General features: G+C 71.1%; 22 protein-coding genes. 12 read left to right on the forward strand and 10 right to left on the reverse strand.

All coding sequences use genetic code 11. The features are described 5' to 3' along the window. Window positions 1–66 precede the first annotated feature (66 nt). Window positions 67–1,629 carry a DedA family protein gene (locus DFJ67_RS40005; RefSeq protein WP_116074622.1) on the forward strand — a complete coding sequence of 521 codons (1,563 nt, stop codon included), beginning with the start codon at window positions 67–69 and terminating at the stop codon, window positions 1,627–1,629. A gap of 29 nt (window positions 1,630–1,658) precedes the next feature. After that, window positions 1,659–2,516, forward strand: coding sequence for a lytic transglycosylase domain-containing protein (locus tag DFJ67_RS40010; protein WP_116077214.1), 858 nt, complete (start codon window positions 1,659–1,661; stop codon window positions 2,514–2,516). On the opposite strand, the gene DFJ67_RS40015 is transcribed toward DFJ67_RS40010, so the two are convergent. Further along, the gene (locus DFJ67_RS40015; protein ID WP_116074624.1) at window positions 2,506–3,174 is read right to left on the reverse strand and encodes a class I SAM-dependent methyltransferase; all 669 of its coding nucleotides are present in this window, start codon (window positions 3,172–3,174) and stop codon (window positions 2,506–2,508) included. The genes DFJ67_RS40010 and DFJ67_RS40015 overlap by 11 nt on opposite strands. A 73-nt stretch (window positions 3,175–3,247) precedes the next feature. Here DFJ67_RS40015 and DFJ67_RS40020 point away from each other — a divergent pair, with 73 nt between their 5' ends. Then, on the forward strand, window positions 3,248–4,060 hold the full coding sequence (locus tag DFJ67_RS40020; RefSeq protein WP_116074626.1) for a serine hydrolase: 813 nt from the start codon (window positions 3,248–3,250) through the stop codon (window positions 4,058–4,060). On the opposite strand, the gene DFJ67_RS40025 is transcribed toward DFJ67_RS40020, so the two are convergent. After that, window positions 4,057–4,854 carry a tyrosine-protein phosphatase gene (locus tag DFJ67_RS40025; RefSeq protein WP_116074628.1) on the reverse strand — a complete coding sequence of 266 codons (798 nt, stop codon included), beginning with the start codon at window positions 4,852–4,854 and terminating at the stop codon, window positions 4,057–4,059. The two genes, DFJ67_RS40020 and DFJ67_RS40025, sit on opposite strands and share 4 nt — an antisense overlap. Window positions 4,855–4,901: 47 nt before the next feature. On the opposite strand from DFJ67_RS40025, the gene DFJ67_RS40030 reads away from it, so the two are divergent. Beyond that, complete coding sequence (locus DFJ67_RS40030) at window positions 4,902–5,999, forward strand: mandelate racemase/muconate lactonizing enzyme family protein (protein WP_116074630.1); 1,098 nt, start codon at window positions 4,902–4,904, stop codon at window positions 5,997–5,999. Between the two features lie 226 nt (window positions 6,000–6,225). Next, window positions 6,226–7,107 (forward strand): C40 family peptidase, encoded by an 882-nt coding sequence (locus DFJ67_RS40035; protein WP_239097314.1) that lies wholly within the window; start codon window positions 6,226–6,228, stop codon window positions 7,105–7,107. Between the two features lie 199 nt (window positions 7,108–7,306). On the opposite strand, the gene DFJ67_RS40040 is transcribed toward DFJ67_RS40035, so the two are convergent. Then, window positions 7,307–8,314, reverse strand: coding sequence for a TerC family protein (locus tag DFJ67_RS40040; RefSeq protein ID WP_116074634.1), 1,008 nt, complete (start codon window positions 8,312–8,314; stop codon window positions 7,307–7,309). 340 nt (window positions 8,315–8,654) lie between these two features. On the opposite strand from DFJ67_RS40040, the gene DFJ67_RS40045 reads away from it, so the two are divergent. Further along, window positions 8,655–8,954: an antibiotic biosynthesis monooxygenase family protein gene (locus DFJ67_RS40045; RefSeq protein WP_116074636.1), complete on the forward strand. Its 300-nt coding sequence runs from the start codon at window positions 8,655–8,657 to the stop codon at window positions 8,952–8,954. A 6-nt stretch (window positions 8,955–8,960) separates the two neighbouring features. On the opposite strand, the gene DFJ67_RS40050 is transcribed toward DFJ67_RS40045, so the two are convergent. Together DFJ67_RS40050 and DFJ67_RS40055 are read right to left on the reverse strand one after the other, a co-directional pair. Continuing rightward, the gene (locus DFJ67_RS40050; RefSeq protein ID WP_211333986.1) at window positions 8,961–10,043 is read right to left on the reverse strand and encodes a phosphotransferase family protein; all 1,083 of its coding nucleotides are present in this window, start codon (window positions 10,041–10,043) and stop codon (window positions 8,961–8,963) included. Window positions 10,044–10,167: 124 nt separating this feature from the next. After that, window positions 10,168–10,671: a GNAT family N-acetyltransferase gene (locus tag DFJ67_RS40055; RefSeq protein WP_116074638.1), complete on the reverse strand. Its 504-nt coding sequence runs from the start codon at window positions 10,669–10,671 to the stop codon at window positions 10,168–10,170. Window positions 10,672–10,724: 53 nt separating this feature from the next. On the opposite strand from DFJ67_RS40055, the gene DFJ67_RS40060 reads away from it, so the two are divergent. Then, window positions 10,725–11,486, forward strand: a complete 762-nt coding sequence (locus tag DFJ67_RS40060) for an SDR family oxidoreductase (protein ID WP_116077218.1) — start codon at window positions 10,725–10,727, stop codon at window positions 11,484–11,486. A gap of 85 nt (window positions 11,487–11,571) precedes the next feature. Here the strand turns inward: DFJ67_RS40060 and DFJ67_RS40065 are convergent, their stop codons facing one another. From DFJ67_RS40065 to uvrB, 3 genes are all read right to left on the reverse strand, one after another. Then, window positions 11,572–12,414: an SDR family NAD(P)-dependent oxidoreductase gene (locus DFJ67_RS40065; RefSeq protein ID WP_116074640.1), complete on the reverse strand. Its 843-nt coding sequence runs from the start codon at window positions 12,412–12,414 to the stop codon at window positions 11,572–11,574. 351 nt (window positions 12,415–12,765) lie between these two features. Further along, the gene (locus DFJ67_RS40070) at window positions 12,766–13,587 is read right to left on the reverse strand and encodes an AraC family transcriptional regulator (RefSeq protein WP_116074642.1); all 822 of its coding nucleotides are present in this window, start codon (window positions 13,585–13,587) and stop codon (window positions 12,766–12,768) included. Next, entirely contained in the window at window positions 13,584–15,704 is a 2,121-nt protein-coding gene (gene uvrB, locus DFJ67_RS40075) for an excinuclease ABC subunit UvrB (RefSeq protein ID WP_116077220.1), read from the reverse strand. Before uvrB ends, DFJ67_RS40070 begins: the two co-directional genes overlap by 4 nt. Window positions 15,705–16,045: 341 nt before the next feature. Between uvrB and DFJ67_RS40080 the strand changes: the two genes are divergently transcribed. Both DFJ67_RS40080 and DFJ67_RS40085 read left to right on the forward strand, forming a co-directional pair. After that, window positions 16,046–17,782, forward strand: coding sequence for a hypothetical protein (locus DFJ67_RS40080; protein WP_147315789.1), 1,737 nt, complete (start codon window positions 16,046–16,048; stop codon window positions 17,780–17,782). Window positions 17,783–17,841: 59 nt separating this feature from the next. Continuing rightward, window positions 17,842–18,591 (forward strand): Stf0 family sulfotransferase, encoded by a 750-nt coding sequence (locus DFJ67_RS40085; RefSeq protein WP_116074646.1) that lies wholly within the window; start codon window positions 17,842–17,844, stop codon window positions 18,589–18,591. Between the two features lie 69 nt (window positions 18,592–18,660). On the opposite strand, the gene coaE is transcribed toward DFJ67_RS40085, so the two are convergent. Continuing rightward, window positions 18,661–19,578 carry a dephospho-CoA kinase gene (coaE, locus tag DFJ67_RS40090; RefSeq protein ID WP_170216176.1) on the reverse strand — a complete coding sequence of 306 codons (918 nt, stop codon included), beginning with the start codon at window positions 19,576–19,578 and terminating at the stop codon, window positions 18,661–18,663. 70 nt (window positions 19,579–19,648) lie between these two features. Beyond that, on the reverse strand, window positions 19,649–21,142 hold the full coding sequence (gene rpsA / locus DFJ67_RS40095; protein ID WP_116074650.1) for a 30S ribosomal protein S1: 1,494 nt from the start codon (window positions 21,140–21,142) through the stop codon (window positions 19,649–19,651). Between the two features lie 260 nt (window positions 21,143–21,402). Between rpsA and DFJ67_RS40100 the strand changes: the two genes are divergently transcribed. From DFJ67_RS40100 to DFJ67_RS40110, 3 genes are read left to right on the forward strand one after another with little or no spacing between them, the layout of a single operon-like run. Next, window positions 21,403–22,206 (forward strand): class I SAM-dependent methyltransferase, encoded by an 804-nt coding sequence (locus DFJ67_RS40100; RefSeq protein ID WP_239097637.1) that lies wholly within the window; start codon window positions 21,403–21,405, stop codon window positions 22,204–22,206. Window positions 22,207–22,263: 57 nt separating this feature from the next. After that, complete coding sequence (locus tag DFJ67_RS40105; protein WP_116074654.1) at window positions 22,264–23,772, forward strand: amino acid permease; 1,509 nt, start codon at window positions 22,264–22,266, stop codon at window positions 23,770–23,772. A gap of 39 nt (window positions 23,773–23,811) precedes the next feature. Continuing rightward, entirely contained in the window at window positions 23,812–24,015 is a 204-nt protein-coding gene (locus DFJ67_RS40110; protein ID WP_116074656.1) for a hypervirulence associated TUDOR domain-containing protein, read from the forward strand. Window positions 24,016–24,087: the final 72 nt, after the last annotated feature.

Genomic DNA, 24,087 nt, shown 5'->3' on the forward strand with positions numbered 1-24,087 from the left:
TCTGCTTATTGCCTGTTTTAGTGCAGCACCGCACTGGCATGCTGGTCCCGTGGGCCGGGGGACGCAATGGTCGATCTACTGACACGGCTGGCAGATCTGCCACCCGCCGTGATCTACGTGGTCGCATTCATCTTGATCGCGGGTGAAACCGCGGTGTTGCTGGGGCTGGTGTTTCCGGCCGAGGCGACGTTACTGCTAGTGGGCTTTCTCGCATTCCGGGGAACGCTCGACCTGCCGTTGACGATCGGTTTGATGGTCGTCGCCGGGCTGATCGGCGACTCGCTGGCGTTCCGCGCGGGCCGCCGCTACGGCGCTCGGCTGCGCGAGGGGCGGTGGGGAGCGCGGGTCGGCCCCGAACGCTGGGCCAAGGCCGAGGGCCTGCTGCACCGCCTCGGTGGCCGCGGCGTGCTAGTTGCCCGATTTGTCGCTTTTGCGCGTACGCTCGTGCCGCGCCTGGCCGGTGCCGCCGAGATGCCCTACCGGCGCTTCGCGGTCTGGAACGCCCCCGGCGTGGTGCTGTTCGTCGGCGCCTCGGTGCTGGTCGGCTACGCCGCCGGCGAGTCATACGAGACGGTCTCCGAATACTTCGGCAAGGCCACCGGCGCCGTGCTGATCCTGGTCGCCACGATCATCGCGATCGTCCTGGTCGGCCGCTGGCTCGGCCGCAACCCCGACCCGTGGCGGGCGCTGGTCGCGCGGGCCGGCGCCCTGCCGCCGCTGCGCTGGTTCAACCAGCACTTCGGGGTGCTGTTCTTCCTGATGACGATGCGCGTCGGCCGCCGCTGGGCGCTGGTCGCCAACCTGGTGGCGGGCGTGGCCCTGCTGTTCGGCATCGGCTTCGGGCTCGCCTTCGTGATGAAGTGGGCGGTCGACCAGAGCGGGCTGAGCGTCATCGACGACAACATCGCCGGCTGGTTCGCCCCGCGCCGCACCGACCACGTCGTCGACCTCGCCCGCGACACCCTCGGCGTCCTGCGCGGCTCGCTGCTGATCCTGGTGGTCGCGCTGGTCGCGCTGCTGCTGGCCTGGCGGCACCGGTCCTGGCGGGGCGACCTGGTCACCCTGGTCAGCACGGCCGGCGCGTTCGTGCCGCTGGTGGTCCTCGCGGTGATCACCGACGTGACCCTGGCCGGCAAGATCACTCCGGCCAGCGCCTCGGTCTCCGGCCTGTTCCCCAGCCAGAACGCGGTGCTGACGGCCGGGTTCTGCACGCTGGCCTGGCTGCTGTCCCGGCGGCGGCACTGGCCCTTGCGGGTGGCGCTGTGGACCGTGGCGGCCGCGGCGATCGCGAGTCTCAGCGGGGCCCGGCTCTACCTGGGCTGGAGCACCTCCAGCGAGACCGCCACCTCGGTGTTGGTGGGCGGGATGTGGACGCTCTTCTTCATGGTCGCCTGGGCCAGCCGCGGCGACGCCACGAGCGAGGAGCCGGCCGCCGCAGTGCCGGCAGAAGCGCCCGCGCCGGCCGCCGCACTACCGGCAGGACCGGCCGCGCCGGCCGCCGCAGTGCCTGGGGGAGCGGCCGCGCCTGCCACCGCACAGGCGGCGGAACTGGCCGCGCCGGCCGTCGAGGCCGATCCCGCCGCGCCGCGGTCCGCCGAAAGCGGGACAGTAGGAAACCGGGCCGGCTGATAACGTCCCTCCCGTCACGGGGAGGTGCGATGGTCCGCTACGCCCGCCATCTGGTCGCGCTCTGCGCGGTCGGCACTCTGTTGCTCGCCGGCGGGTGCGGCCAGCCGGCCGACGCCGGCAGCGGCCAGACCACCAGCGCCCAGGCCGGCAGCGACACGTCCGACGTGGTCGAGTCGCCCGACGCGCCGGAAGACGAAGCGGCCGCCGACGCCGCGGTCGGCCTCGGCGCCGCGCCGACGAAGCCGCCGACCACCACCAAGGCGCCGACGCCCCGCAAGACCCCCAAGAAGAAGAGCCCGCCGCGCCACTCGACCACCGAGAAGCTGCCGCCGGCCCCGCCGAAGCCGGCGGCCGGGTGCACCAAGCCGCGCTACGTCGGCACGCAGGCGAGCCGGGCCGACGCCAAGGCCGCGCTGACCGACGCCGCGGGCCGCACCTACTGGCCGAGCAGCGCGCCGAGCCTGCGGGTGCCGCTCGACCTGGTCAAGGCCACCGCCTACCAGGAGAGCGGCTGGCAGTCCAACATCGTCGCCTGCGACGGCGGGGTCGGGCTGATGCAGGTCATGAAAGACACCGCGACGTTCGTCAACAACCGGTTCGACCAGAGCTATGACATCGACAAATACCAGGACAATGCCGCCCTCGGCGCCAACTACCTGGCCTGGCTGATCAAATACTTCGGCGACGTCTACTTCGAGGGCGACTATTCGGTCGACCCCGACGACTGCGCCGACCACAGCGACCTGTGCCTGCTCAACGCGGTGATCGCGGCCTACAACTTCGGCCCGGGCGCGGTCGACACCGACGCCGGCCTGAAGATCCCCAACCCGCAATACGTCGACAACGTGCGGTCGCTGATGACCAACTGCGTCTGCCTCAACTGGTAGCCGGTTTCCGGGCGAGGAAGGCGAAGACGTCGGGGATGCCGTTCGCGCCCGACTCGGCCACCCGCTCGATCCGCAGGCCGGCGGCGGTGACGGCGTTGAGCATGTCGGCCAGCGGCACGTGCCACGCGCCGACCCGGGCCCGCACGCCGTGCGGCGCCCAGGCGTGGAAAGTGTGCGACCGGTCCGCGTAACGGGTGTCGATCGTGATCCGCGCGGCGTCGGAGCGGTCGGCGAACGCCCCCACGAAGCACGGGTGCACCCCGACGTGCACCAGCCGGCCGCCGGGCGCCAGCACCCGCGCCGCCTCGCGCAGCACCGCCGCCCAGTCCGGCAGGTCGGTGTGCGCGAGCACGCAGGCCACCGCGGGCACGGCGGCGTCGGCCAGCGGCAACCGCGTCGCGTCGCCGGCCGCCACCGGCAGCCGCCCGCTGGCCCAGCGGAGCTGGCCCTGGGACAGGTCGACGCCGAGCGGTGTCCAGCCCAGGTCGCGGATCGTCGTGGCGTGCGCTCCCCCGCCGCAGCACAGGTCGAGGCAGCGGCCGCGGCCCGGGCCGAGCAGGTCGGCGAGGTGCTCGCGGACCCGGTCCATGAAGCCCGAGACGCCATGGGTGTAGGTCTCGTACCAGTCGGCGTACGCGTCATAGGCCGGTGCCGTCATCCGGGCACGCTAACCCCACGCGAAGGGTGGTCGGGGCGCTGTTCGCGGACAGCGCACACTATGGTCGAGCCCGATGGACAGCCTTACCGACGTCGACCGCGCGCTGGCCGCCGCGCCGGGTGTCGCGTCCGCGTGGATCGGCCCGGTCGGCGGGCCGCCCGCCTACGCCCGGCTCGCCGACGCCACCCACTACGCCGCCAGCACGATGAAAGTCGGCGTGCTGGTCGCCCTGCACCGGGCCGCCGCGGCCGGCCACCTCGACCTCGACGCACCGATCACCGTCCACAACAGACATCCCTCGGCCGCGCCGAACGCAGAGCCCTACGGCAACGATCCGGCCGAAGACGCCGACGCGACCACCTGGGCGCTGCTCGGCGGCACCAGCACGGCGCGGGCACTGGCCCGGCAGATGATCGTGCGCTCCGGCAACCTGGCGACCAACCTGTGCCTGGGCGCGGTCGGCCTGCCCGCGGCGCAGGAGGTGTGGCGGCTCGCGGGCGCGACCCACAGCGTCACCGCGCGCGGCATCGAGGACGACGCCGCCCGCCGCGCCGGGATCAGCAACCTGGTCACCGCGGGCGACCTCGCCGCCCTGTTCGGCGCGATCGTCGCCGGCGACCTGGTCCCGGCCGGCGCCCGCGCCGAGGTGCTCGCGCTGCTGGAGGCCAACGAACACCGCGACGACCTGGTCGCCGGCCTGCCCGAGGGCACCCGGGTGGCACACAAGAACGGCTGGATCACGGGGGTACGGCACGGCGCCGGCGTCGTGTTCCCGGCCGACGCGCCGCCGTACACCGTGGTGGTCTGCACCTCGACCACCCTGACCGACGACGCGGCGTGCGCGCTGGTCGCGGGCGTCTCGGCGGCGGCCTGGCGAGCGCGTTAGGCCTCCAGCAGTCGCTCGCGCAGTGAGGTGACCATGGCGTCGTCGATGCCGAGAGCGTCGCGCAGGTAGCTGTCCATGTCGCCGTGCCGCTTGGCGACCTCGTCGTAGGCCGCGTCCAGGTAGGAACCGCGGGCCTCCAGCACCGGCCGGATCGCGTCGAGGTCGAGGCCCGGCCGGCGGACCAGCATCGCCCCCATGATCGACTCGTTGACGCCGTCGGCCAGGTCATTGGTGCGCAAATAGTCGGCGCGGATCGCGTCCTTGTCGACGCCCAGGGCGGTCAGCAGGATCACCGAGAGCCAGCCGGTGCGGTCCTTGCCGGCGCTGCAGTGGTAGAGCAGCGGCAGGTTGCCGGGCTCGGCCACCTCGCGCACCGCCCGGGTGAACGCCTCGGTCGCGACCGGTGACGCGACGAACCAGCGGTAGATCGCCTCCATCGCGCCGGTGGTGCCCTCCCGGGCCAGCGCCTCGTAGGCGGCCAGGTCGTGCCCGAGCATCACGGCCGAGACGTAGGTGAAGACCGGGTGCGCCGGGTCGTGCACCGGGATGTGCACCACCCGCGGCTCGCCGACCAGCCGGTCCGGCGGCGCGACCTCGATCTCCGACGCCGCCCGCAGGTCGACCACGCAGGCGATGCCGAGCTTGCCCAGCGTCGGCAGGTCGTCGTCGACCAGCCGGCCCAGCCCGCTGGCCCGGATCAGGGCACCGGCCCGCACCAAGCGCCCCTCGGCACCCACGAATCCGCCCAGGTCACGGGCGTTCGGCGCGCCCGTCAACGACCACTCCGCCGTCATACCTTCGCCTTCCGCCGCCCACAGGTCCTCCGGATAGGGTGCCGCACATGACGATCGAGGATGTGAGGACCCACCGGGTACGCGCGCCACTGCACACGCCTTTCGTGACGGCGCTGCGCCGGGCGACCTCCGTGGAGACGCTGATCGTCGAGATCGTCGACGGCGACGGCCGGTCCGGTTTCGGCGAGGCGCCGCAGGTCTGGCAGGTCACCGGGGCGTCGCTGGCCGGTTCCGAGGCGTGCGTCATGACGATGCTGCGGCCGCTGCTGATCGGGCGCGACCCGGACGACCTGGTCGCCCTCTGCCGGGCGACCGCGGGCGCCGTCGCGGGCAACGAGACCGCCAAGGCCGCGGTCGACGTCGCGCTGCACGACCTGGCGGCGCGCCGGCTCGGCGTACCCCTGGCGCGGTTGCTCGGCGGCAGCACCCGGCGGGTGCCCACGGACGTGACGCTGACCGCGGCCGACGAGGTCAGCGTCGCCGACTCGGCGCGCTTCCGGGTCGCCGAGGGCTTCACCGTGCTCAAGGTCAAGGTCGGCGCCGACCCGGCGACCGACCTGGCCCGGATCCGCGACGTCCGCGCCGCCGCCGGCGCCGCGACGCGCATCCGGCTCGACGCCAACCAGGGCTGGACCGCGAAGGAGGCGGTACGGATCATCCGCAGCGCCCAGGACGCCGGTGCCGATCTGGAGCTGGTCGAGCAGCCGGTGGACCATCGCGACATCGAGGGCCTGCGCTGGGTCACCGACCGGGTCGACGTGCCGATCCTCGCCGACGAGTCGGTCTACGGGGTCCGCGACCTGGTCACGGTGATCCGCAACCGGGCGGCCGACATGGTCAACGTGAAGCTGGCCAAGTGCGGCGGCCTCGCGCCCGCCCGCACGCTGCTGGCGCTGGCCGAGGCGCACGACATGGGCACGATCGTCGGCACGATGATGGAGAGCGCGGTCGGCGTCGGCGCCGCCGCCAGCCTGGTCGCCGCCTGCGGCACCACCGCGGTCCCGGACCTCGACGCCGCCTGGTGGCTGGCGTCGTCGCCGGTGATCGGCGGCCTGACCTATGAGGCATCGACGGTCGTGCTGCCAGACGCGCCGGGCCTCGGCCTCACGCTGCCCCCGTCGGCCAACGGCGCCGCCCCACGCTGATCGTCCGAAATCGGTCAATGGGGTTTGCGGCCGAGGATCTGGACGGTCGGCCCGTCGGGGTCGGCCGAGCGGTCAGAATGAAGGAGAGTTCCAGCGGGTGATTGAGCACCGGCGAAGAGTTTCGTAGCCTGGCTGAAGGGGTGGGGACCCCGTCGGCGGTGCGGACGGGGGGCGGGCGACGATGCGAGCGGACAGGCAACGGGCGGTGCGGGCAGGCAGTGACGCGATGGTGCGAGTGGCCGTCGCGACCCTGTGGTCCACACCCGACGCGGTCCGTCCGATCGACAGCCGCGCGCTCGGGCGCACCGCCGACATCCCCTCCTGGGTGGCGTCGATGTCCGTCGAGCAGCAGATCGGCGAGGGCGTGCTGAGCCAGTTGCTGCTGGGCGAGCGGGTCCGGGTCGACGAGGTCCGCGATGACGGCTGGGCCCGCGTCGTGGCGCTTCAGCAGCCCGGCGTCCGTGACCGGCGTGGCTACCCGGGGTGGATCCCGGATGCGCAACTCGCTCCGGCACCGGCTCCCCCTTCGGTCGACGACACCACCCTTGTCGTCGACGCGACCTCGACCGACCTGCGGGTCTCACCGGGTGGGCCGGTGGCCGTGGCCAACGTGGTGCTGGGCACCCGGCTGGTGCTCACGGGTGTCGCCGTCTCCGGCTGGCTGCCGGTGCGCGCGGTCGATGGCGACGAGCCGCACTGGGTCGCGGCCGCCGACGTGGTGACGTTCGACGGCGACGGTGGGCAGCCGGCCGCCGCGCTCGATGTGGCGTCACGGCTGCAAGGGGTGCCCTATGTCTGGGGCGGGCTCTCGGCGTACGGGATCGACTGTTCCGGTCTGGTCCATCTGTCCTGGCGCCGGTTCGGGGTGACCCTCCCCCGCGACGCCGCCGACCAGGCCGCGGCGACCCGGTCCGTGCCGCTGGGCTCCGAGCGGGCCGGTGACCTCTACTTTTTCGCGCGTCCCGGCCGTCGCATCCACCACGTCGGCATCGTGACCGGTCAGCCGGGGCGGATGCTGCACGCCTGCTACACCCAGCGGCGGGTGGTCGAGGAGCCGATGTCGGAAGCGCGGGCGGCGACCCTGGTCGCGGCGCACCGGGTTGGCTGAGCTCCCGGGAATGCCCGGCGGGGGTCCGTGGTTGACGTATTTGTCGGTGTGTTCAGTGTCCCCGGGCCTCACCTAAATTGCCTTCGCGGAATACCGTTCGGCTGGAGCCGCGTCGCGCCACTCGCCGAGAGGCGACCTGCACACCGACATGAGAACGCCGCCCCGGCATAGCTGCCGGAGCGGCGTTTCTGTTTCTGCGCTAGCTGCCCACGCTGGTCAGCTCGCGCTCTTTGCGTTTGTCCCGGGCCGATTTGGCCAAGCTCGCCACCGTCGCTATCAGCAGGGTTCCGAGGATGACCGAGAGCGACAGCCAGATCGGGATGTGCGGTGCCCAGCTGATGTGCTCGCCGCCGTTGAGGAACGGCAGGTTGTTGTCGGCCAGCGCCTCGAGCACCAGCTTCACGCCGATGAACGCCAGCACCACGGCCAGGCCGATGTTGAGGTAGACCAGCCGGTCGAGCAGGCCGCCGAGCAGGAAGTAGAGCTGGCGCAGGCCCATCAGCGCGAACACGTTGGCGGTGAAGACCAGGTAGGGCTCCTTGGTCACGCCGAAGATGGCCGGGATCGAGTCGAGCGCGAAGATCAGATCCGTGGTGCCGATCGCGATCATCACGACCAGCATCGGGGTGAACAGCCGCTTACCCATGCTGTCCCGGGTGGTGATCTTCGCTCCGTCGAAGTCGCGAGAGAAGGGCACGGCTCGCCGTACCCACCGGATCACGATGTTTTCCTTGAACTCTTCTTCGCTCGGCTCGCCCTGACGCGCGAAGTTGATCGCCGTGTAGACCAGGAACGCGCCGAAGATGTAGAAGACCCAGGAGAACTGGCTGATCAGCGCCGAACCCGCGGCGATGAAGGCGCCACGCATCACCAGCGCCAGGATGATGCCGACGAGCAGCACCTCCTGTTGCAGATGCCGCGGCACCACGAACCTGGTCATGATGATCACGAAGACGAACAGGTTGTCGACGGAGAGGCTGTATTCGGTCAGCCAGCCGGCATAGAACTCGCCGGCGAACACGCCGCCTGAGGTGAGCCACAAGCCGAGACCGAACAGCAGGGCGAGCCCTACATAGATCGATACCCAGATCGTCGACTCTTTGATGCTCGGCTCGTGGGGTCGGCGACCGATGATGAACAGGTCGGCCAGTAGGACCGCGACCATCACGATCAAGGTGATGGCCCAGACGAGCGGGGACACGTGCAAAGCAGGCGCGTTCAAATAGACCTCCGGCAGGCACACGACTATCGCCGTCAGGCGACGTGCAGGGTGGTGACTGTCGGGAGGTCTCTTCCACCACCGGGCCCAAGGCCTTGGTGACCGACGCTGCCGGGTGGACGCCCAGCTGACGCTGGACGACTGCCGTGTTGACGACAACGCCGCGGGGGAATACTCCCCTCCTCTGCGCACCATTGTCACCCATCACATGCCGATTTGACACATCGACCAGCACAAGTCACCCGTGATCTTGGTGAACATGACACACCGCGTAGTGCATCCTAGGATGTTTCGGTGCCTCCTGGCCGATCATGGGAGGCTCTCTCGCATGATCCTCGAGGTTGCGCTGATCGACATCCGGCCGGGCGAGGAGGAGGCGTTCACCGCCGCCTACCGGACCGCACACACCCTGGTCAGGGGCACGCCGGGCTTCCGTTCCATCCGGATGACCCGCGGCGTGGAGTCGCCGTCACGGTTCGTCCTGCTCGTCGAGTGGGACACGGTCGAAGCGCATCTGGAGAACTTCCGGGAGACGGACCGCTTCACCCAGTGGCGCGGCCACATCGGGCCCTACTTCGCCTCTCCCCCGGTCGTCGAGCACTTCACCGACATCTCGACCGACGCCTGACGTGGTTTAGCCCATCAGGGTGGTGACGTAGGCGTCCAGCCGTTCCTCCACGGCTCGGGTCGTCAGATCGGTCCTGCCTGCCTTGCGCCATGGCCGCGCCACGAACTCCAGCTCCTCGGAGAAGGCCAGCGCGTCGCGGACCAGCCAGTAGAGCCGCTCGCTCTTGGCTTCGGCCAGGACTCCGCCGGCCTCCTCGTAGGCCGCGGCGAAGGCCAGGCCCCAGGTCGGGCCGTGCAGGAGCGCGAGATTGGTGGAGGTGTGCGCCACGTCGAGGTCTGCCGGGCCCCAGGAGGTGCCTGCCCAGTCGACGACGCCGGTGATCCGAACCTGCTGCGACCCTTCGGCGTCGAACAGCACGTTGCCGGGTTGGAAGTCTCGGTGCAGGAATCGCCCTTGGTAGCGCGGCGCGGGGCTGCGGATCACGTCGATCGCGGCGGCCCAGGTGGCCGCGTCGGCGCCCTGCGGAGTCACGACGGTGTCGGCGGTCGTCAGGGTCACGTATTTCCTGGGCCGCTCGGCAGGTCGCAACGCGTGTATCGCCACGAGTTGACGGGCCAGCAGCGGGACCCGCGTCGCCAACCCCTCGTCGTCGAGGACCGTCCGGCCGGGCAGATGGGTCATCAGCAGCGACGGATACTCGCAATGCTCGGCTGTGGGGTCGACCGCGACGAGTGCCGGAGCCGGCACGCCGGTGCCCGGGAGCAGGGACAGGGCGCCGGACTCGCGGGTCAGCAGATCCTCGGCGTAGCCCAGGTAGAACGGGTCGACGTAGCTCCGCAGCACCAGGTCGCGCGTGCTTGCGTCGCGCGTGCTTGCGTCGCGCGTGCTTCCGTGGCGCGTGCTTCCGTCACGGGTGCTTCCGTCGCGCGGGCTTCCGTCGCGCGGGCTTCCGTCGCGCGGGCTTCCGTCGCGCGGGCTTCCGTCGCGCGTGCTTTCGTCGTGCCTGCCGACGGTCAGCTTCCGCACGTCGGCGGTGATGCCGCCGTGCAGCACTTCGGTCCTGACGATCCGTTCGCCGACCTCCAGGTGCCGGTTCACCCAAGCCACCGTCAACGGCAGGACAGCCGCCGCCTCATCCTGGTCGGTCACCGTGCCACCTCATCATGGGAACGGCCGCACGCGCCTGGGATATCTCCGGCGAGGTTGCTCGGGCGCGGCATCGGAGCATCCCACCTCCGAGTTGGCGTCTCTCTCTTCACGCGTATCGGCGGCCTCAGGCAACAGCAGCGGCGGGTGAGACGAGGTCGCGGATGTGCCGCAGGCAGGGCTTGCCGTGCATGTGGACCTCGCCGGTGGGGGTGAAGTCGTTGCGGCGGAGCACCCCGAGCGAGCCGGCGTTCGTCAGGGCCGCGACGGCGGTCAGGCGGTGCAGCCCGTAGCTGTCGCGGGCCAGTTCGCAGACCTGGCCGACCGCGGCTGTCGCGACGCCGCGGCCGGTCGCGTGCTCGGCGAGCCGGAAGCCGAGTTCGGCCGTGCCGTCGGCGACGTCGAACAGGTTGAAGCGACCGAGCACGTCGCCGGCTTCGTCGACCAAAACGTGGAGGTGGTGCTCGCCGGCCGCCTGCTCGGCGAGCAGGGTCGCGTGGCGGGCGTCGAACTCGGCGAAGTAGTCGTCGCCCCGGTCGGAGATGAAGCGCGCGAAGTAGGCGCGGTTCTCGCGCTCGAAGCGCAGCAGGGCAGTGGCGTGGCCCGCGTCGAGGCGCTGAAGCTCGGGCATCGCGCCATCGTAAAGGTGACCGGCGTTCGCCGATATGTGATTAGGTGTCCGGCGTGACGCAACGGGTGGCGCTCGTGACCGGGGTGAGTCGGCGCATCGGCATCGGCGCGGCGGTCGCCCGGCGGCTGGCCGCCAGTGAGCATCGCCTGCTGTTGAGCGGGTTGCCCTCCTATGACGACGAGCAGCCCTATGGCGGCGATCCCGACGGCATCGCGGCGATCATGGCGGAGTTGGGCGCGGGACCGCATCACTACGCCCCCGCGGACCTGACCGACCCCGACGCGCCCGGCGCACTGGTCCAGGACGCGGTCGAGCGCTTCGGTCGGGTCGACACCCTGGTCGCCGTGCACACCTATTCGACCGGCAACACCTTCGGTGCACTCGACGCCGCGGAGATCGACCGGCACCTGGTCGTCAACATCCGCGCCACGATGTTGCTGGTCGAGGCGTTCGCGGCAGCACACGAGGCCGGCGCCGGGCGGGTGGTGCTGTTCTCCAGCGGTCAGCGGCTGGGTCCGATGATCGGCGAACTGCCCTACGCGGTCAGCAAGGCCGCCGTGGAAAGCCTGACCCAGCAACTCGGCACGACCCTGATGCGCCGCGGCATCACGATCAACTGCGTCAACCCGGGACCGACCGAGACCGGCTGGGCGTCGGCCGACACGCAGACCGCCGTCGCCGAGCTGTTCCCCGGCGGGCGCTGGGGCACCCCCGACGACGCGGCCCGCCTCGTCGCCTGGCTCTGCTCCCCCGACGCCGGCTGGGTCACCGGCCAGGTGATCGACTCCGAGGGCGGCTTCAACCGCTACGGCTGAGGGCCCGTCAGCTCCCGTCGATGGCGGTGCCGCGGCTGAGGGCCCGTCAGCTCCCGTCGATGGCGGTGCCGCGGCTGAGGGCCCGTCAGCTCCCGTCGATGGCGGTGGCGCGGCTGAGGTCCGCCCACTTCGCCAGCTCCGCGGTCTGTTCGGCCAGCACGGCACCGATCGATTCGACGGCGTCGGCGCCCAGGGCCAGGCGGAGCGGTGGATCCGGTGCGTCGAGGACGGCCAGGATCGCGCGGGCCGCCTTGGCCGGGTCGCCGGGTTGGCTGCCGTGGGTGCCCAGATATTCGCGGGTAGGGCCGACGGTGGCCGCGTAGGCCGGGTGTGGCTCGGAGACGTAGGCGGCGTCCGGACCGAACAGGCCCGTGCGGAAAGAGCCCGGCTCGACGATCAGGAACCGCACCCCGAAGTCGACCTCCTGCCGCAACGCCTCGGTGAGACCTTCCAGCGCGAACTTCGTGGCCGAGTAGGCGCCGAAGCCGGGTCCGCTGTATTTCCCGCCCACGCTCGACATCTGCACCACCGTGCCCCCGCCGGCGTGGCGCATGTGCGGCAGCACCGCCCGGGTCAGCGCCGCCGGGCCGAAGAAGTGCAGCTCGAACAGGTAGCGCAACTCGTCGTCGGTGGTCTCCTCCAGCGCGCCCACCTGCGTACGGCCGGCGTTGTTGACCAGCACGTCGATCCGGCCGAACCGGTCGGCCACCTCGTCGACGACCGCCGCGCACCGGGTTGTGTCGGTGACGTCGAGCGCGACGGCGTGCACCCGGCCCGGGTGAGCGGCCGCGAGATCGTCGAGGCGGTCGGTGGTGCGGGCGGCACCCACCACGGTGTCGCCGCGAGCCGCCGCCTCCTCCGCGATCGCCCGGCCGAACCCGGAGGTCGCCCCGGTCACCAGCCAGACCCGCGTTGCATTGCCAGCCATCAGATCCCCCGATCCATCAACACGCCACGACCCACCATCGCACCCACCGCCCGGCGACGGGCCAACATCCACACGGAGGTAGTCGCCGTCGGATCGGAGCGGTCAGCGCCGGACCGGCGCGAAGTCGCCGTCACCATTGCGGTCACCGCCGGAAACGACGAGGGGGCGTCGCCGTCAGATCGCCGCGGTCAGCACCGGGAACGGCGCAGGGGTCGCCGTCAGATCGGAGCGGTCAGCGCCGGACCGGCGCGAAGTCGCCGTCAGCACAGCGGTCACAGCCGGAAACGGCGCGGAGAAGTCGCCGTCAGATCGCGGCAGTCACCACCGGCGACCGGCGCAGCGCAGCCGCCGTCAGGTCGCGGCCGTCAGCGCTGGGCCAAGGGCGGGGACCCGGGCGGGGGTCGCGCCGGCGAAGGCGCGGAAGTCGCGGATCAGATGGGCCTGGTCGTAGTAGCCCGCGTCGGCCGCGACCGTGGCCCAGCCGACCGACGACGCCCGGGCGGCCTGGGCGTGGGCGCGCTCGAAGCGCACCAGCCGGGCCAGCACCTTGGGCGGCAGGCCTAGCTCCCGACGGAACATCGCCCCCAGATGGCGGCGGCTCCAACCGGTGGCCGCGGCCAAAGCCTCGACCGGGACGGCGCCGCCCGTCGTGCGCAGCTGACGCCAGGCGCCGGCCAGCCGCGGGTCTGGTGGTGGCGTCGCCGACAGGCGGGCGCCGAAGGCCTGGTCGAGGAGTGCGAACCGCTCGCCCCAGCCAGCCGCGGCGCCCAGCCGAGCGGGCAGGGCGCGCAGGTCGCGCAGCGCGGCGCCGTCGAGGTCGGAGAGGGCGACGACCCGGTTGGCGACCTCGCCGAACGGGCGGCCCAGGATGCGGGCGGCGACCAGCGGGTCGAGCATCACCTGGACGCCCTCGGCCTGGCCGGGTGCGGTGACCGTGTCGACGTAGGTGTCGGCCAGGCCCGCCGCGAAGGACGCGACCGAGGTCGCGCCGCCGGCCGGGCCGCGTGGGTCGTGCACGTCGAGCGAGGCGCCCCAGCCGATCACCAGGACGCAGCGGGAGACCGCCACCTCGCGGCGGGCGAGCGGTGCCGTGGCCCGCTCGGCGTAGCCGACGTAGGGGCCGACGGCCCGTCGGAGCGCGGCACCTGGCGCTCCGACGGTGTAGGCGGTCATTTGACCCCGGCCACGTCCATGCCGCGGAGTTCCTTCTTGAGCTCGTGGACCTCGTCGCGGATCCGGGCGGCGAGCTCGAACTGGAGCTCGCGGGCCGCGGCCAGCATCTGGTCGTTGAGGTCCTGGATGAGCCGAGCCAGGTCGTGGCGGGCCATGCCCTCGCGGGACGGACGGGCCTCCGCGGCCTTGCCCCTCGAGCGGGTCTCCGGCACCGGGCCCTTGCCCCTCGACATCTGCCGGCCACCACCGCCGACGGTCGCCGGGCCGAGGGCGCCCTCGGTGTCGGCGGCCTCGCGGTAGATGTCGTCGAGGATGTCGTGGATCTTCTTGCGGAGCGGCTCGGGTGAGATGCCGTTGGCCTCGTTGTGCGCCACCTGCTTCGCCCGCCGGCGGTTGGTCTCGTCGATCGCCTCGGCCATCGACGGGGTCATCTTGTCGGCATACATGTGCACCTGGCCGGAGACGTTTCGCGCCGCGCGGCCGATGGTCTGCACCAGCGACCGGCCGCTGCGCAGGAAGCCCTCCTTGTCGGCGTCGAGGATCGACACCAGCGACACCTCGGGCAGGTCGAGACCCTCGCGCAGCAGGTTGATGCCGACCAGCACGTCGTAGTCGCCCTTGCGCAGCTCGCGCAGCAGCTCGACCCGGCGCAGCGTGTCGACCTCGGAGTGCAGGTAGCGCACCCGGATGCCGTGCTCGAGCAGGTAGTCGGTCAGGTCTTCGGACATCTTCTTGGTCAGCGTGGTGACCAGGACGCGTTCGTCGCGGTCGGCGCGCACCTTGATCTCGTGCATCAGGTCGTCGATCTGGCCCTTGGTCGGCTTGACCACGACCTCGGGGTCGATCAGGCCGGTGGGCCGGATGACCTGCTCGACGAACTCGCCGCCGGCCTCGCGCATCTCCCACGGCCCGGGGGTCGCGGAGAGGAAGACCATCTGGCCGACCCGGTCGAGGACCTCGTCGAACCGCAACGGCCGGTTGTCGGCCGCGCTCGGCAGCCGGAAACCGTGCTCGATCAGGAGCCGCTTGCGGGACGCGTCGCCTTCATACATCGCGCCGATCTGGGGCACCGTCACGTGTGACTCGTCGATGACCGTCACGAAGTCGTCGGGGAAGTAGTCGAGCAGGCAGTAGGGCGGGTCGCCGAAGGTGCGCCCGTCGATGTGCATCGAGTAGTTCTCGATGCCGTTGCAGAAGCCGACCTGCCGCATCATCTCGATGTCGTAGGTCGTGCGCATCCGCAGCCGCTGCGCTTCGAGCAGCTTGTTCTGCCCGTCGAGCTCGGTCAGCCGCTCGGCCAGCTCGCTCTCGATCCGCCCGATCGCCCGCTCCATCCGCTCGGCGCCGGCCGCGTAGTGCGACGCCGGGAAGATCATCAGCTCGTCGACCTCGCGGATCACGTCGCCGGTCAGCGGGTGCAGGTAGTAGAGGTTTTCGATCGTGTCGCCCCACAGCTCGACCCGGACGGCGAGCTCCTCGTAGGCCGGGATGATCTCCAGCGTGTCGCCCCGGACCCGGAACGTGCCGCGGGTGAACGACATGTCGTTGCGGGTGTATTGGATGTCGACGAGCCGGCGCAGCACCTTGTCGCGGTCGATCTCGGCACCGCGCTTGAGGTGCACCGACTGGTCGAGGTATTCCTGCGGGGTGCCCAGACCGTAGATCGCCGAGACGGTCGCGACCACCACCACGTCGCGGCGGGTCAGCAGCGACATCGTCGCCGAGTGGCGCAGCCGCTCGACCTCTTCGTTGACCGACGAGTCCTTCTCGATGTAGGTGTCGGTCTGCGGAATGTAGGCCTCGGGCTGGTAGTAGTCGTAGTAAGAGACGAAATATTCGACGGCGTTATTGGGCAGCAGCTCGCGGAACTCCTTGGCGAGCTGGGCGCACAGGGTCTTGTTGGGTGCGATCACGAGGGCCGGCCGTTGCAGGCGCTCGATCAGCCAGGCCGTCGTCGCGCTCTTGCCGGTGCCGGTCGCGCCGAGCAGCACCGTGTGCCGGTCGCCCTGACGCACCCGACGCTCAAGATCGTCGATGGCAGCCGGCTGGTCGCCGGCCGGCTTGTAATCGCTGACGACCTCGAACCGGCCGTCGGTGCGGGGGATGTCCAGCGTCATGCCCATAAAACTACGTCGGGGGTACGACATGTTCCCACGCGCCAACTCCCCGTAGGTGATCGGCTTCAATATTGTCATTGTGTGGGATAGGTCACCGCGCTACCGTTTGAGCGTAGGCCGCTCGCGGCGGCCGACCGGGAGCAATGACCGGGCCTCCACACCGGCCGGTCATCCCCGGCGCTGTGGTTGCAGCCCCGGCACATCGTCGGCGTGCGCACCCGACGCGGTCGCGCGATGCGCAGACCGGCCGCCGCGAGCGCCCTGACCTCACCAGTCGCAAAGGGCGCTGCCAACACTCCCGATATACGTCACCTCTGCCACTTTCAGCCGTTCAACCACGCGTGACCCTTTCCCGTCGTCCAGCCGAACGGCGCCGCGTTGTCGCGTTGGTCGTGCTCTCCTGCCTCTCCCTCGGCTCGATCGCCGGCCTGGTCGGCGGCATGGTCTCCTGCGCACCGGAGAAGCAGGCCGTGCAGGCCCGGCCGCTGTCCGCGAGCGAGGCCAGCCGCCTCGGCGACATGCGGGTCACCAACTACCGCGACGAGCGCGCCGGCCTGCACGCCACCTGGGGCGACGGCGACGCCCAGGTCCGCGTCGCCGGCTGGGTCGACTGGAAGAAGGGGCTGTCCTACCTGCGGGTCGGTGGGCCCGGGGCCGGCGACATGCGGGGGCTGCTCCAGTCCGTACCCGGTGTGGTGGCGACCCGTTCCGCGACGCCCGGTGAAGCGGCCGAGGAGGCCAACCCCGCGCAGTCGACGGACGCCACCAAGCCGGCGCCGCCGGTGGCCGAGCCGCCCGCCACCCCGCCGGCCGACGGCTGGCAGGTCCGGACCTGGTCAGCGTCGGGCAAGACGGCCAAGCCACTGGACGCGTTCCTGTCGCTCGTGTTCGTCATGGCCAGCACCAAGCCCGACCCCGCGGACCTGCTGGCAAAGACCGAATCGCGGTGGATGGGCCAGGAACGCATCGGGGGTACGACGGTCGACGTGCTCCTCGGCCCGGCAGTGCCACCCCAGCCGTTCCCGACCGCCACCCCGCCGGCCGCCAAGCCGAAGAAGTCCCAGCCGAGCTCCGCCGAGCCGAGCACGAACGGGTCGACCACCGACCAGCCGAACGGCGACGCGCCGAACGGCGGCCAGCCGACCGCCGCCGACCAGGCCACGGACGACACCACCCGCCAGCCGGAACGCGCGAAGGCCACCGAGAGCGCCGCTCCGGCGACGGCCACGGCGAGCCCGAGCCCGGCGCGCACCGCCCCGCCGACCGCCCTCAGCGAACTCGGCGGCACCGTTCGCTATTGGCTCGACAGCGGCGCCAAGCTCCGCCGCTTCGAGGCGCTGCTGCCGGGCAACCTGTCCGTACGCGCCGACCTCGACCGCGAGAACCGCCCCGACCTCACGGCCGTCGCCGCGTTCGGCGGTGCCCCGATCACGCCGCGCGCCCCGAGCAAGTCGGAGGCCGCCCTGCTGGCCAAGATGCGCCAGCGCAGCCTGGAGCGCGGCGGGGCCCGGCTCACCATCGCCGTCCCGACGGTGCCGACGGCCAACCTGCGCGGCGGCGGCTGGGTGGACTGGACCTCGACGGTGGCCTACCTGGCCGTTTCCGACACCGCGAAGCCGACCGACGTGGCGTTCCTGCGGGCCAACGCGGCCGGCGTGGCCTATCAGACGAAGTCCGGTAAGGCGATGGACACCCCGCCGCTGCCGGCGCCGGACAACGGCTGGCAGTTCCAGGCCTGGGCCCAGCGCACCGACGCGCGCGGCAGCCTCGACATCGACCTGCTGCTCGGCGAGGCGCTCGCGTCGGCTGCCACCAGCAAGGACAGCGCGTCGTACTTCATCGATCACGCCTCTTTCCTGCGCAAGGACAAGATCGACGGGGCCGGCATGACCGTCTTCGAGATCGCCAAGCCGGCCGAGCAGGGCATCATCGGCCGCGGCCAGGCCCGGATGCGCTACTGGCTGGACAAGACCGGCGCGGTCCGCCGGCTGGAGGCGCGCACCCGCTCCGGCACGTGGGCCCAGCTCGACCTGACCGACGACACCGTGCCGACCCTGCCCACCGCACCGCTCGGCTAGCGGCCGCTACCGGGAAATCCTGGTGCGGTGCCGGCGGCACCGCTGGTTGACTGTCGGCCATGGCTACCGGCGAAGGCATCGACGCCTACCTGCTCTGCGGCACACCGCGGACCGGGAGCACGCTGCTGTGCGGGCTGCTCCGCGACACCGGGGTCGCCGGCCGGCCGGAGTCCTACTTCCGGGTGCCGGGCGAGGAGTTGTGGGTCGATCGCTGGCGCCTGCCCCACGACGAAACCGGATCGTTCGACTACCGCGACTACGTCCGAGCGGCGATCGCGGAGGGCAGCACTCCCAACGGCATCTTCGCTGCCCGGGTGATGTGGGGAACGCTCGACGAGCTGGTCGCCAAGCTCGCCGCCGCGCACGGCTCGACACACACCGACCTCGACCTGCTCACCCGCGCCTTCGGCCGGCTCCGCTTCGTGCATTGCTGGCGTGACGACACGGTGGCGCAGGCCGTGTCCTGGGCGCGCGCCGAGCAGACCCAGTTCTGGCAGCACGACGACGTCGCCCTGCCCGACCGTGAGCCCCGCTTCGACTTCGCGCAGATCGACACCCTCGTCCGGACCATCCGCCAACACAACGACGCCTGGCGCACCTGGTTCACGACCTACGACATCCAGCCGCACAGCGTGCGCTATGAAGACCTGACCACCGACATCGATGGCGTCACCAGCGGAATCATCGGCTTCCTCGGGCTCGATCTCCCGGCCGGGCACGCGTTCGTCCCGCGGCACCGCAGGCAGGCCGACCAGCTCAACCGCGACTGGGTCAGCCGCTACCACGCGCTCGCCGGCCAGCACCTCTAACCGACCAGCACGGCCACCTCGGCCGCCCGGCCCCGGTCGGCGCTACTAGGTGCTAGCCGGCCAGGACCGTTAACCGACCAGCACGCGCACCTCGGCCGGCCGCCCCGGGTCGGCGTTGGCATACGTGCCGCCGGCCGACGGCAGGAACCCGGCGGCACCCAGCGGCGACCGCAAATCGTCGACCTGCGAGGCCGACCCAGCCGTCAGCGACATGCCGATGACGTCCGGCGCGGCCGCGCCGACGATGGCGGTAGGCCCGACGTGCGCGATCGGGCGGTCGCCGACCCGGTGCCGGATCCGCGCCGCGAGCCGCTCGAACTGCGCCGGCCAGGCCGGGTCGTAAGCGACGACGTCGGGCGCCCAGGCAGCCGGTCGATCCTCGGCGAGGTTGCGCGCGAACGGCACCAGCCGGTCGGCCCAGAGGGCATCGGCGGCCGAGTCCAATGCCGACGGTGCGCCGCTGTTGTCGAGCACTACGTCGGCGGCCGCGCGGCGGGTGGCGTCGTCGATCTGGGCGGCGATCCGGGCCGACGCGTCGTCGGTGGTCATCCCCCGGTCGCGGACCAGCCGCTCGACCCGCACCGCGGGCGCGGCGTCGACCACCACGACCAGGTGGTAGGCCGCCGCTACCCCGCCCTCGACCAGCAGCGGGATGTCGTTGACGATGATCGCGCCCGCTGGTGCGGCGGACGCCAGGGCTGCGCTACGCCGCTGGATCAGCGGGTGCAGGATGCCTTCGAGCCGCTTGCGGGCGGCCGCGTCGCCGAACACGATCCGGCCGAGTGCGGGCCGGTCCAGCGCGCCGTCGTCGCGCAGCACCCCCGACCCGAAGGCGGCGACCACCTCGGCCAGCCCGGGCGTGCCGGGCTCGACCACCTCACGCGCCAGCCGGTCGGAGTCGATCACCACCGCGCCGTTGGCGGCGAACCGCGCGGCCGCCGCGCTCTTGCCCGCCCCGATGCCGCCCGTCAGCCCCACTCGTAACACGCGCGCCAGGCTAACAAGCCGAACGGCCCCGCACCTTGCGGTGCGGGGCCGTTCGTTGGACGTGCCGTGCTTACTTGCCGGCCAGCTTCTCCCGAAGCGCGGCGAGCGCTTCGTCGGTCGCCAGCGTGCCGGCCGGCTCCTCGGCCGGACGGGTCGGCGTGGAGGACGAGGAGGAAGCCCCGCCACCACTCTGGCCCGCCGGCGCGGGCGGAGCCGCGGCGGCCTCGGCGTCGGCGGCGCGGGACGACACAACCTGCTTGGTGTGCGCCTCCCACCGCTGGCGCGCCTCGGCGTATTGCGTCTCCCAGGTTTCGCGCTGCTTGTCGTAACCCTCGAGCCACTCACCCGTCTCCGGGTCGAAGCCCTCGGGGTAGATGTAGTTGCCCTCGTTGTCGTAGGTCGCGGCCATGCCGTAGAGGGTCGGGTCGAAGTGCTCTTCACCCTCGACGAAGCCCTCGTTGGCCTGCTTGAGCGACAGCGAGATCCGCCGGCGCTCGAGGTCGATGTCGATGACCTTGACCATGACGTCGGAACCGACCTGGACGACCTGCTCCGGGATCTCCACGTGGCGCTCGGCCAGCTCGGAGATGTGGACCAGGCCCTCGATGCCGTCGTCGACCCGCACGAACGCACCGAACGGAACCAGCTTCGTGACCTTGCCCGGCACGATCTGCTGGATCGCGTGGGTGCGGGCGAACTGGCGCCACGGGTCTTCCTGGGTCGCCTTGAGCGACAGGGACACCCGCTCGCGGTCGAGATCGACGTCGAGAACCTCGACCTCGACCTCCTGGCCGACCTCGACAACCTCGGACGGGTGGTCGATGTGCTTCCAGGAGAGCTCGGAGACGTGCACCAGACCGTCGACGCCGCCCAGGTCGACGAACGCGCCGAAGTTGACGATCGACGAGACCACGCCCTTGCGGACCTGGCCCTTCTGGAGCTTGTTGAGGAACTCGGTGCGCACCTCGGACTGGGTCTGCTCGAGCCAGGCCCGGCGCGACAGAACCACGTTGTTGCGGTTCTTGTCGAGCTCTATGATCTTGGCCTCGAGCTCACGGCCCACGTAGGGCTGAAGGTCACGGACCCGCCGCATCTCAACAAGGGAGGCGGGCAGGAAGCCCCGGAGACCGATGTCGAGAATCAGACCACCCTTGACCACCTCGATGACGGAGCCGCGGACGACGCCGTCTTCTTCCTTGATCTTCTCGATGGTGCCCCACGCCCGCTCGTATTGCGCGCGCTTCTTCGAGAGGATCAGGCGACCTTCCTTGTCCTCCTTCTGGAGGACCAGGGCCTCGATGTGGTCACCGACCGACACCACCTCGGCGGGGTCGACGTCGTGCTTGATCGACAACTCACGAGAGGGGATGACCCCCTCGGTCTTGTAGCCGATGTCGAGCAGGACCTCGTCCCGATCGACCTTGACGACGGTGCCTTCGACAATGTCGCCGTCGTTGAAGTACTTGATGGTCTCATCGATCGCGGCGAGGAATGCCTCCTCGGAACCGAGGTCGTCGATGGTGACCTTGTTGGCGCTCGAGGTGGCCTCGATGCTGCTCGTCATGTGGGCGGTTGCTCCGGTCGGATGGTGTGTCACAGCTGCGATGCGGGTAGCTAATGACCTGTGTGCGCCCACGAATTGGTCGTCGGGCACACCGCAACGATCGCCCATGATCATTGATGGTGTCCGTTGACCGCGGACGCCTGCTCCCTGCCGAGGCACACAATCCGCGTGCGCATCGACTAGCTTACCGTGCGCATTACCACAGCGTGCAAGCCCTCCCCAAGCCGCGCCGGGTTCGTACCGCGTGATGGGGTTAAGTGGTGTCTGACGACGATCCCGGGGTGGGCCGACGCACGGTGACCGACGCCGAAGCCCGCCGGGCCAGCCGGGGCTGGTGGGACAAGGATGCCGACGCCTACCAGGCCGAGCACGGTGGCTTCCTCGGCGAGGTGGATTTCCGCTGGTGCCCGGAGGGTTTGCGGGAGGCCGACGCCCACCTGCTCGGCCCGATCGCGGGGCGGCGGATCATCGAGGTCGGTGCCGGCGCCGCGGCCGCCGCGCGCTGGCTCGCCACGCAGGGTGCGCAGGTCGTTGCCACCGATCTCTCCGGCGGCATGCTCCGGCACGCTGTGACCCAGAACACAGCATCGGGTGTACGGCTGCCGCTGGTCCAGGCCGACGCGCTGGCGCTGCCGTTCCGGACCGAGGCGTTCGACATCGCGTTCACCGCCTTCGGCGCCGTGCCGTTCGTGGCCGACTCCGGCGCACTGATGCGCGAGGTGTTCCGGGTGGTGCGACCGGGCGGGCGGTGGGTGTTCGCGGTGACCCACCCGATGCGGTGGATCTTCCTGGACGACCCGGGCGAGGGCGGCCTGGTGGCCGTCCACTCCTACTTCGACCGCCGTCCCTACGTCGAGACCGCCGCCGGCGGGGCGCCGACCTACGTCGAGCAGCACCGCACGCTCGGCGACCGCATCCGCGAACTGGTGGCCGCCGGGTTCGTGCTCGAAGACCTGATCGAGCCGGAATGGCCCGAGGGGCACACCCAGATCTGGGGCCAGTGGAGCCCGCTGCGCGGCCGCCTCTTCCCTGGGACCGCGATCTTCGTCGCCGCCAGGCCCTAGCGCCACCGCCGCCCGCTCGCGCTGCGGCGCGGCGCGTGCGGGTCGAGAATCACATTCATGGCCCTCCCTGTCTTCCGCACCAAGAGCATCGAGCGGTCCATTCAGGAGACGGACGAGCCCGGGCACAAGCTCAAGCGCGAGTTGAGCGCCCTGGACCTGACCGTCTTCGGCGTGGGCGTGATCGTAGGTACCGGCATCTTCGTGCTGACCGGCCAGCAGGCGGCCCGCAACGCCGGCCCGGCCATCGTCATCTCGTTCCTGCTCGCCGCGGTGGTCTGCGCGCTCGCCGCGCTCTGCTACGCGGAGTTCGCGTCGACGGTGCCGGTGGCGGGGAGCGCCTACACGTTCGGCTACGCCACGCTCGGCGAGCTGGTCGCCTGGATCATCGGCTGGGACCTGGTGCTGGAACTCGGCCTCGGCGCGGCGGTGGTGGCGCGCGGCTGGAGCGCGTACCTCCAGACGCTCTTCGGTCTGCCCACCTGGCTGGCCGGTGACGACGCCATCCCGGACTGGGGTGCGATCTTCATCGTGGCCCTGCTGACCGTCGTCGGCGTGGTCGGCACGAAGCTGTCCGGGCGGGTCACCGGCATCCTGGTCGCGATCAAGGTCGCGGTGGTGCTGTTCGTGATCGGCCTGGGGCTGTTCTACATCACGTCCGACAACTGGAGCCCGTTCGTGCCGCCGGGCCAGCCCGCGCCCGGTGTCTCCGGTGGCGAGGAGCCGCTGCTCCAGGCGCTGCTCGGCGTGGTGCCGCAGCAGTTCGGCGTCTTCGGCATCGTGGCGGCGGCGTCGATCGTCTTCTTCGCCTACATCGGCTTCGATGTCGTCGCCACCACGGCCGAGGAGACCCGCAACCCGCAACGCGACGTGCCCCGCGGGATCCTGTGGTCGCTCGGCATCTGCGCCGTGCTCTACATGGCGGTCGCTTTCGTGGTGACCGGGATGTCGAAATACTCGTCGCTGGACACCGGCGCCCCGCTGGCGAAGGCGTTCACCGACGTCGGCGTCGACTGGGCGTCGAAGGTGATCTCGGTTGGCGCCGTCTGCGGCATCACCACGGTGATCCTGGTGCTGCTGCTCGGCCAGTCGCGGGTGCTGTTCGCGATGTCGCGCGACCACCTGCTGCCGCCAGCGGTGGCGCGGGTGCACCCGCGGTTCGGCACGCCGTGGCTGATCACGATCGGGACGGGCGTACTCGTGGCGCTCGTGTCCGGGTTTGTTCCCCTGTCGAAGCTGTCGGAGCTGACGTCGATTGGCACGCTGTTCGCGTTCGTCGTCGTCGCGATCGGCGTGGTGGTGCTGCGCCGCACCCGGCCCGACCTGCCCCGCGCCTTCCGCACCCCGTGGGTGCCGGTGCTGCCGATCGTCGCGGTCATCGCGTGCCTCTGGCTGATGATCAATCTGCCGGTCGATACGTGGATCCGGTTCGTGGTCTGGATGGCGATCGGCTTCGTCCTCTACTTCGCCTACGGCATGCACGCCGCCGGCCGCCGGCGCGCGGCGGAGGCGGAGGCGGAGGAGCCGACGGCGGTCTCCCCCGCTCCCGAACCGCACGACCGGGTGTGAGGCGGTTTGGCGGGTTCTTCCCCGGGTATCCGGCTGCACATGGGACTCCAGAAGGGCGACAAGGTCAGCTGGAAGAGCCACGGCCAGCAGGTCATGGGCACGGTCGAAGAGAAGATCACCAAGCGCACCTCGGCGGCCGGCCGGACAGTGGACGCGTCGGAGGACGAGCCGCAGTATCGCGTGCGCAGCGTCCACACGGGTCAGGACGCCGTGCACACCGAGGACGCTCTGCACCGCGAGTAACCCCGGCGCTGGCGAAATCCAGCCGCGGGCGGCCCGTCGTGTTCGACGGGCCGCCCGCTCCGGTCGACCCCT

Source organism: Asanoa ferruginea, assembly GCF_003387075.1.
In the GTDB taxonomy this organism is placed as follows: Bacteria; Actinomycetota; Actinomycetes; order Mycobacteriales; family Micromonosporaceae; genus Asanoa; species Asanoa ferruginea.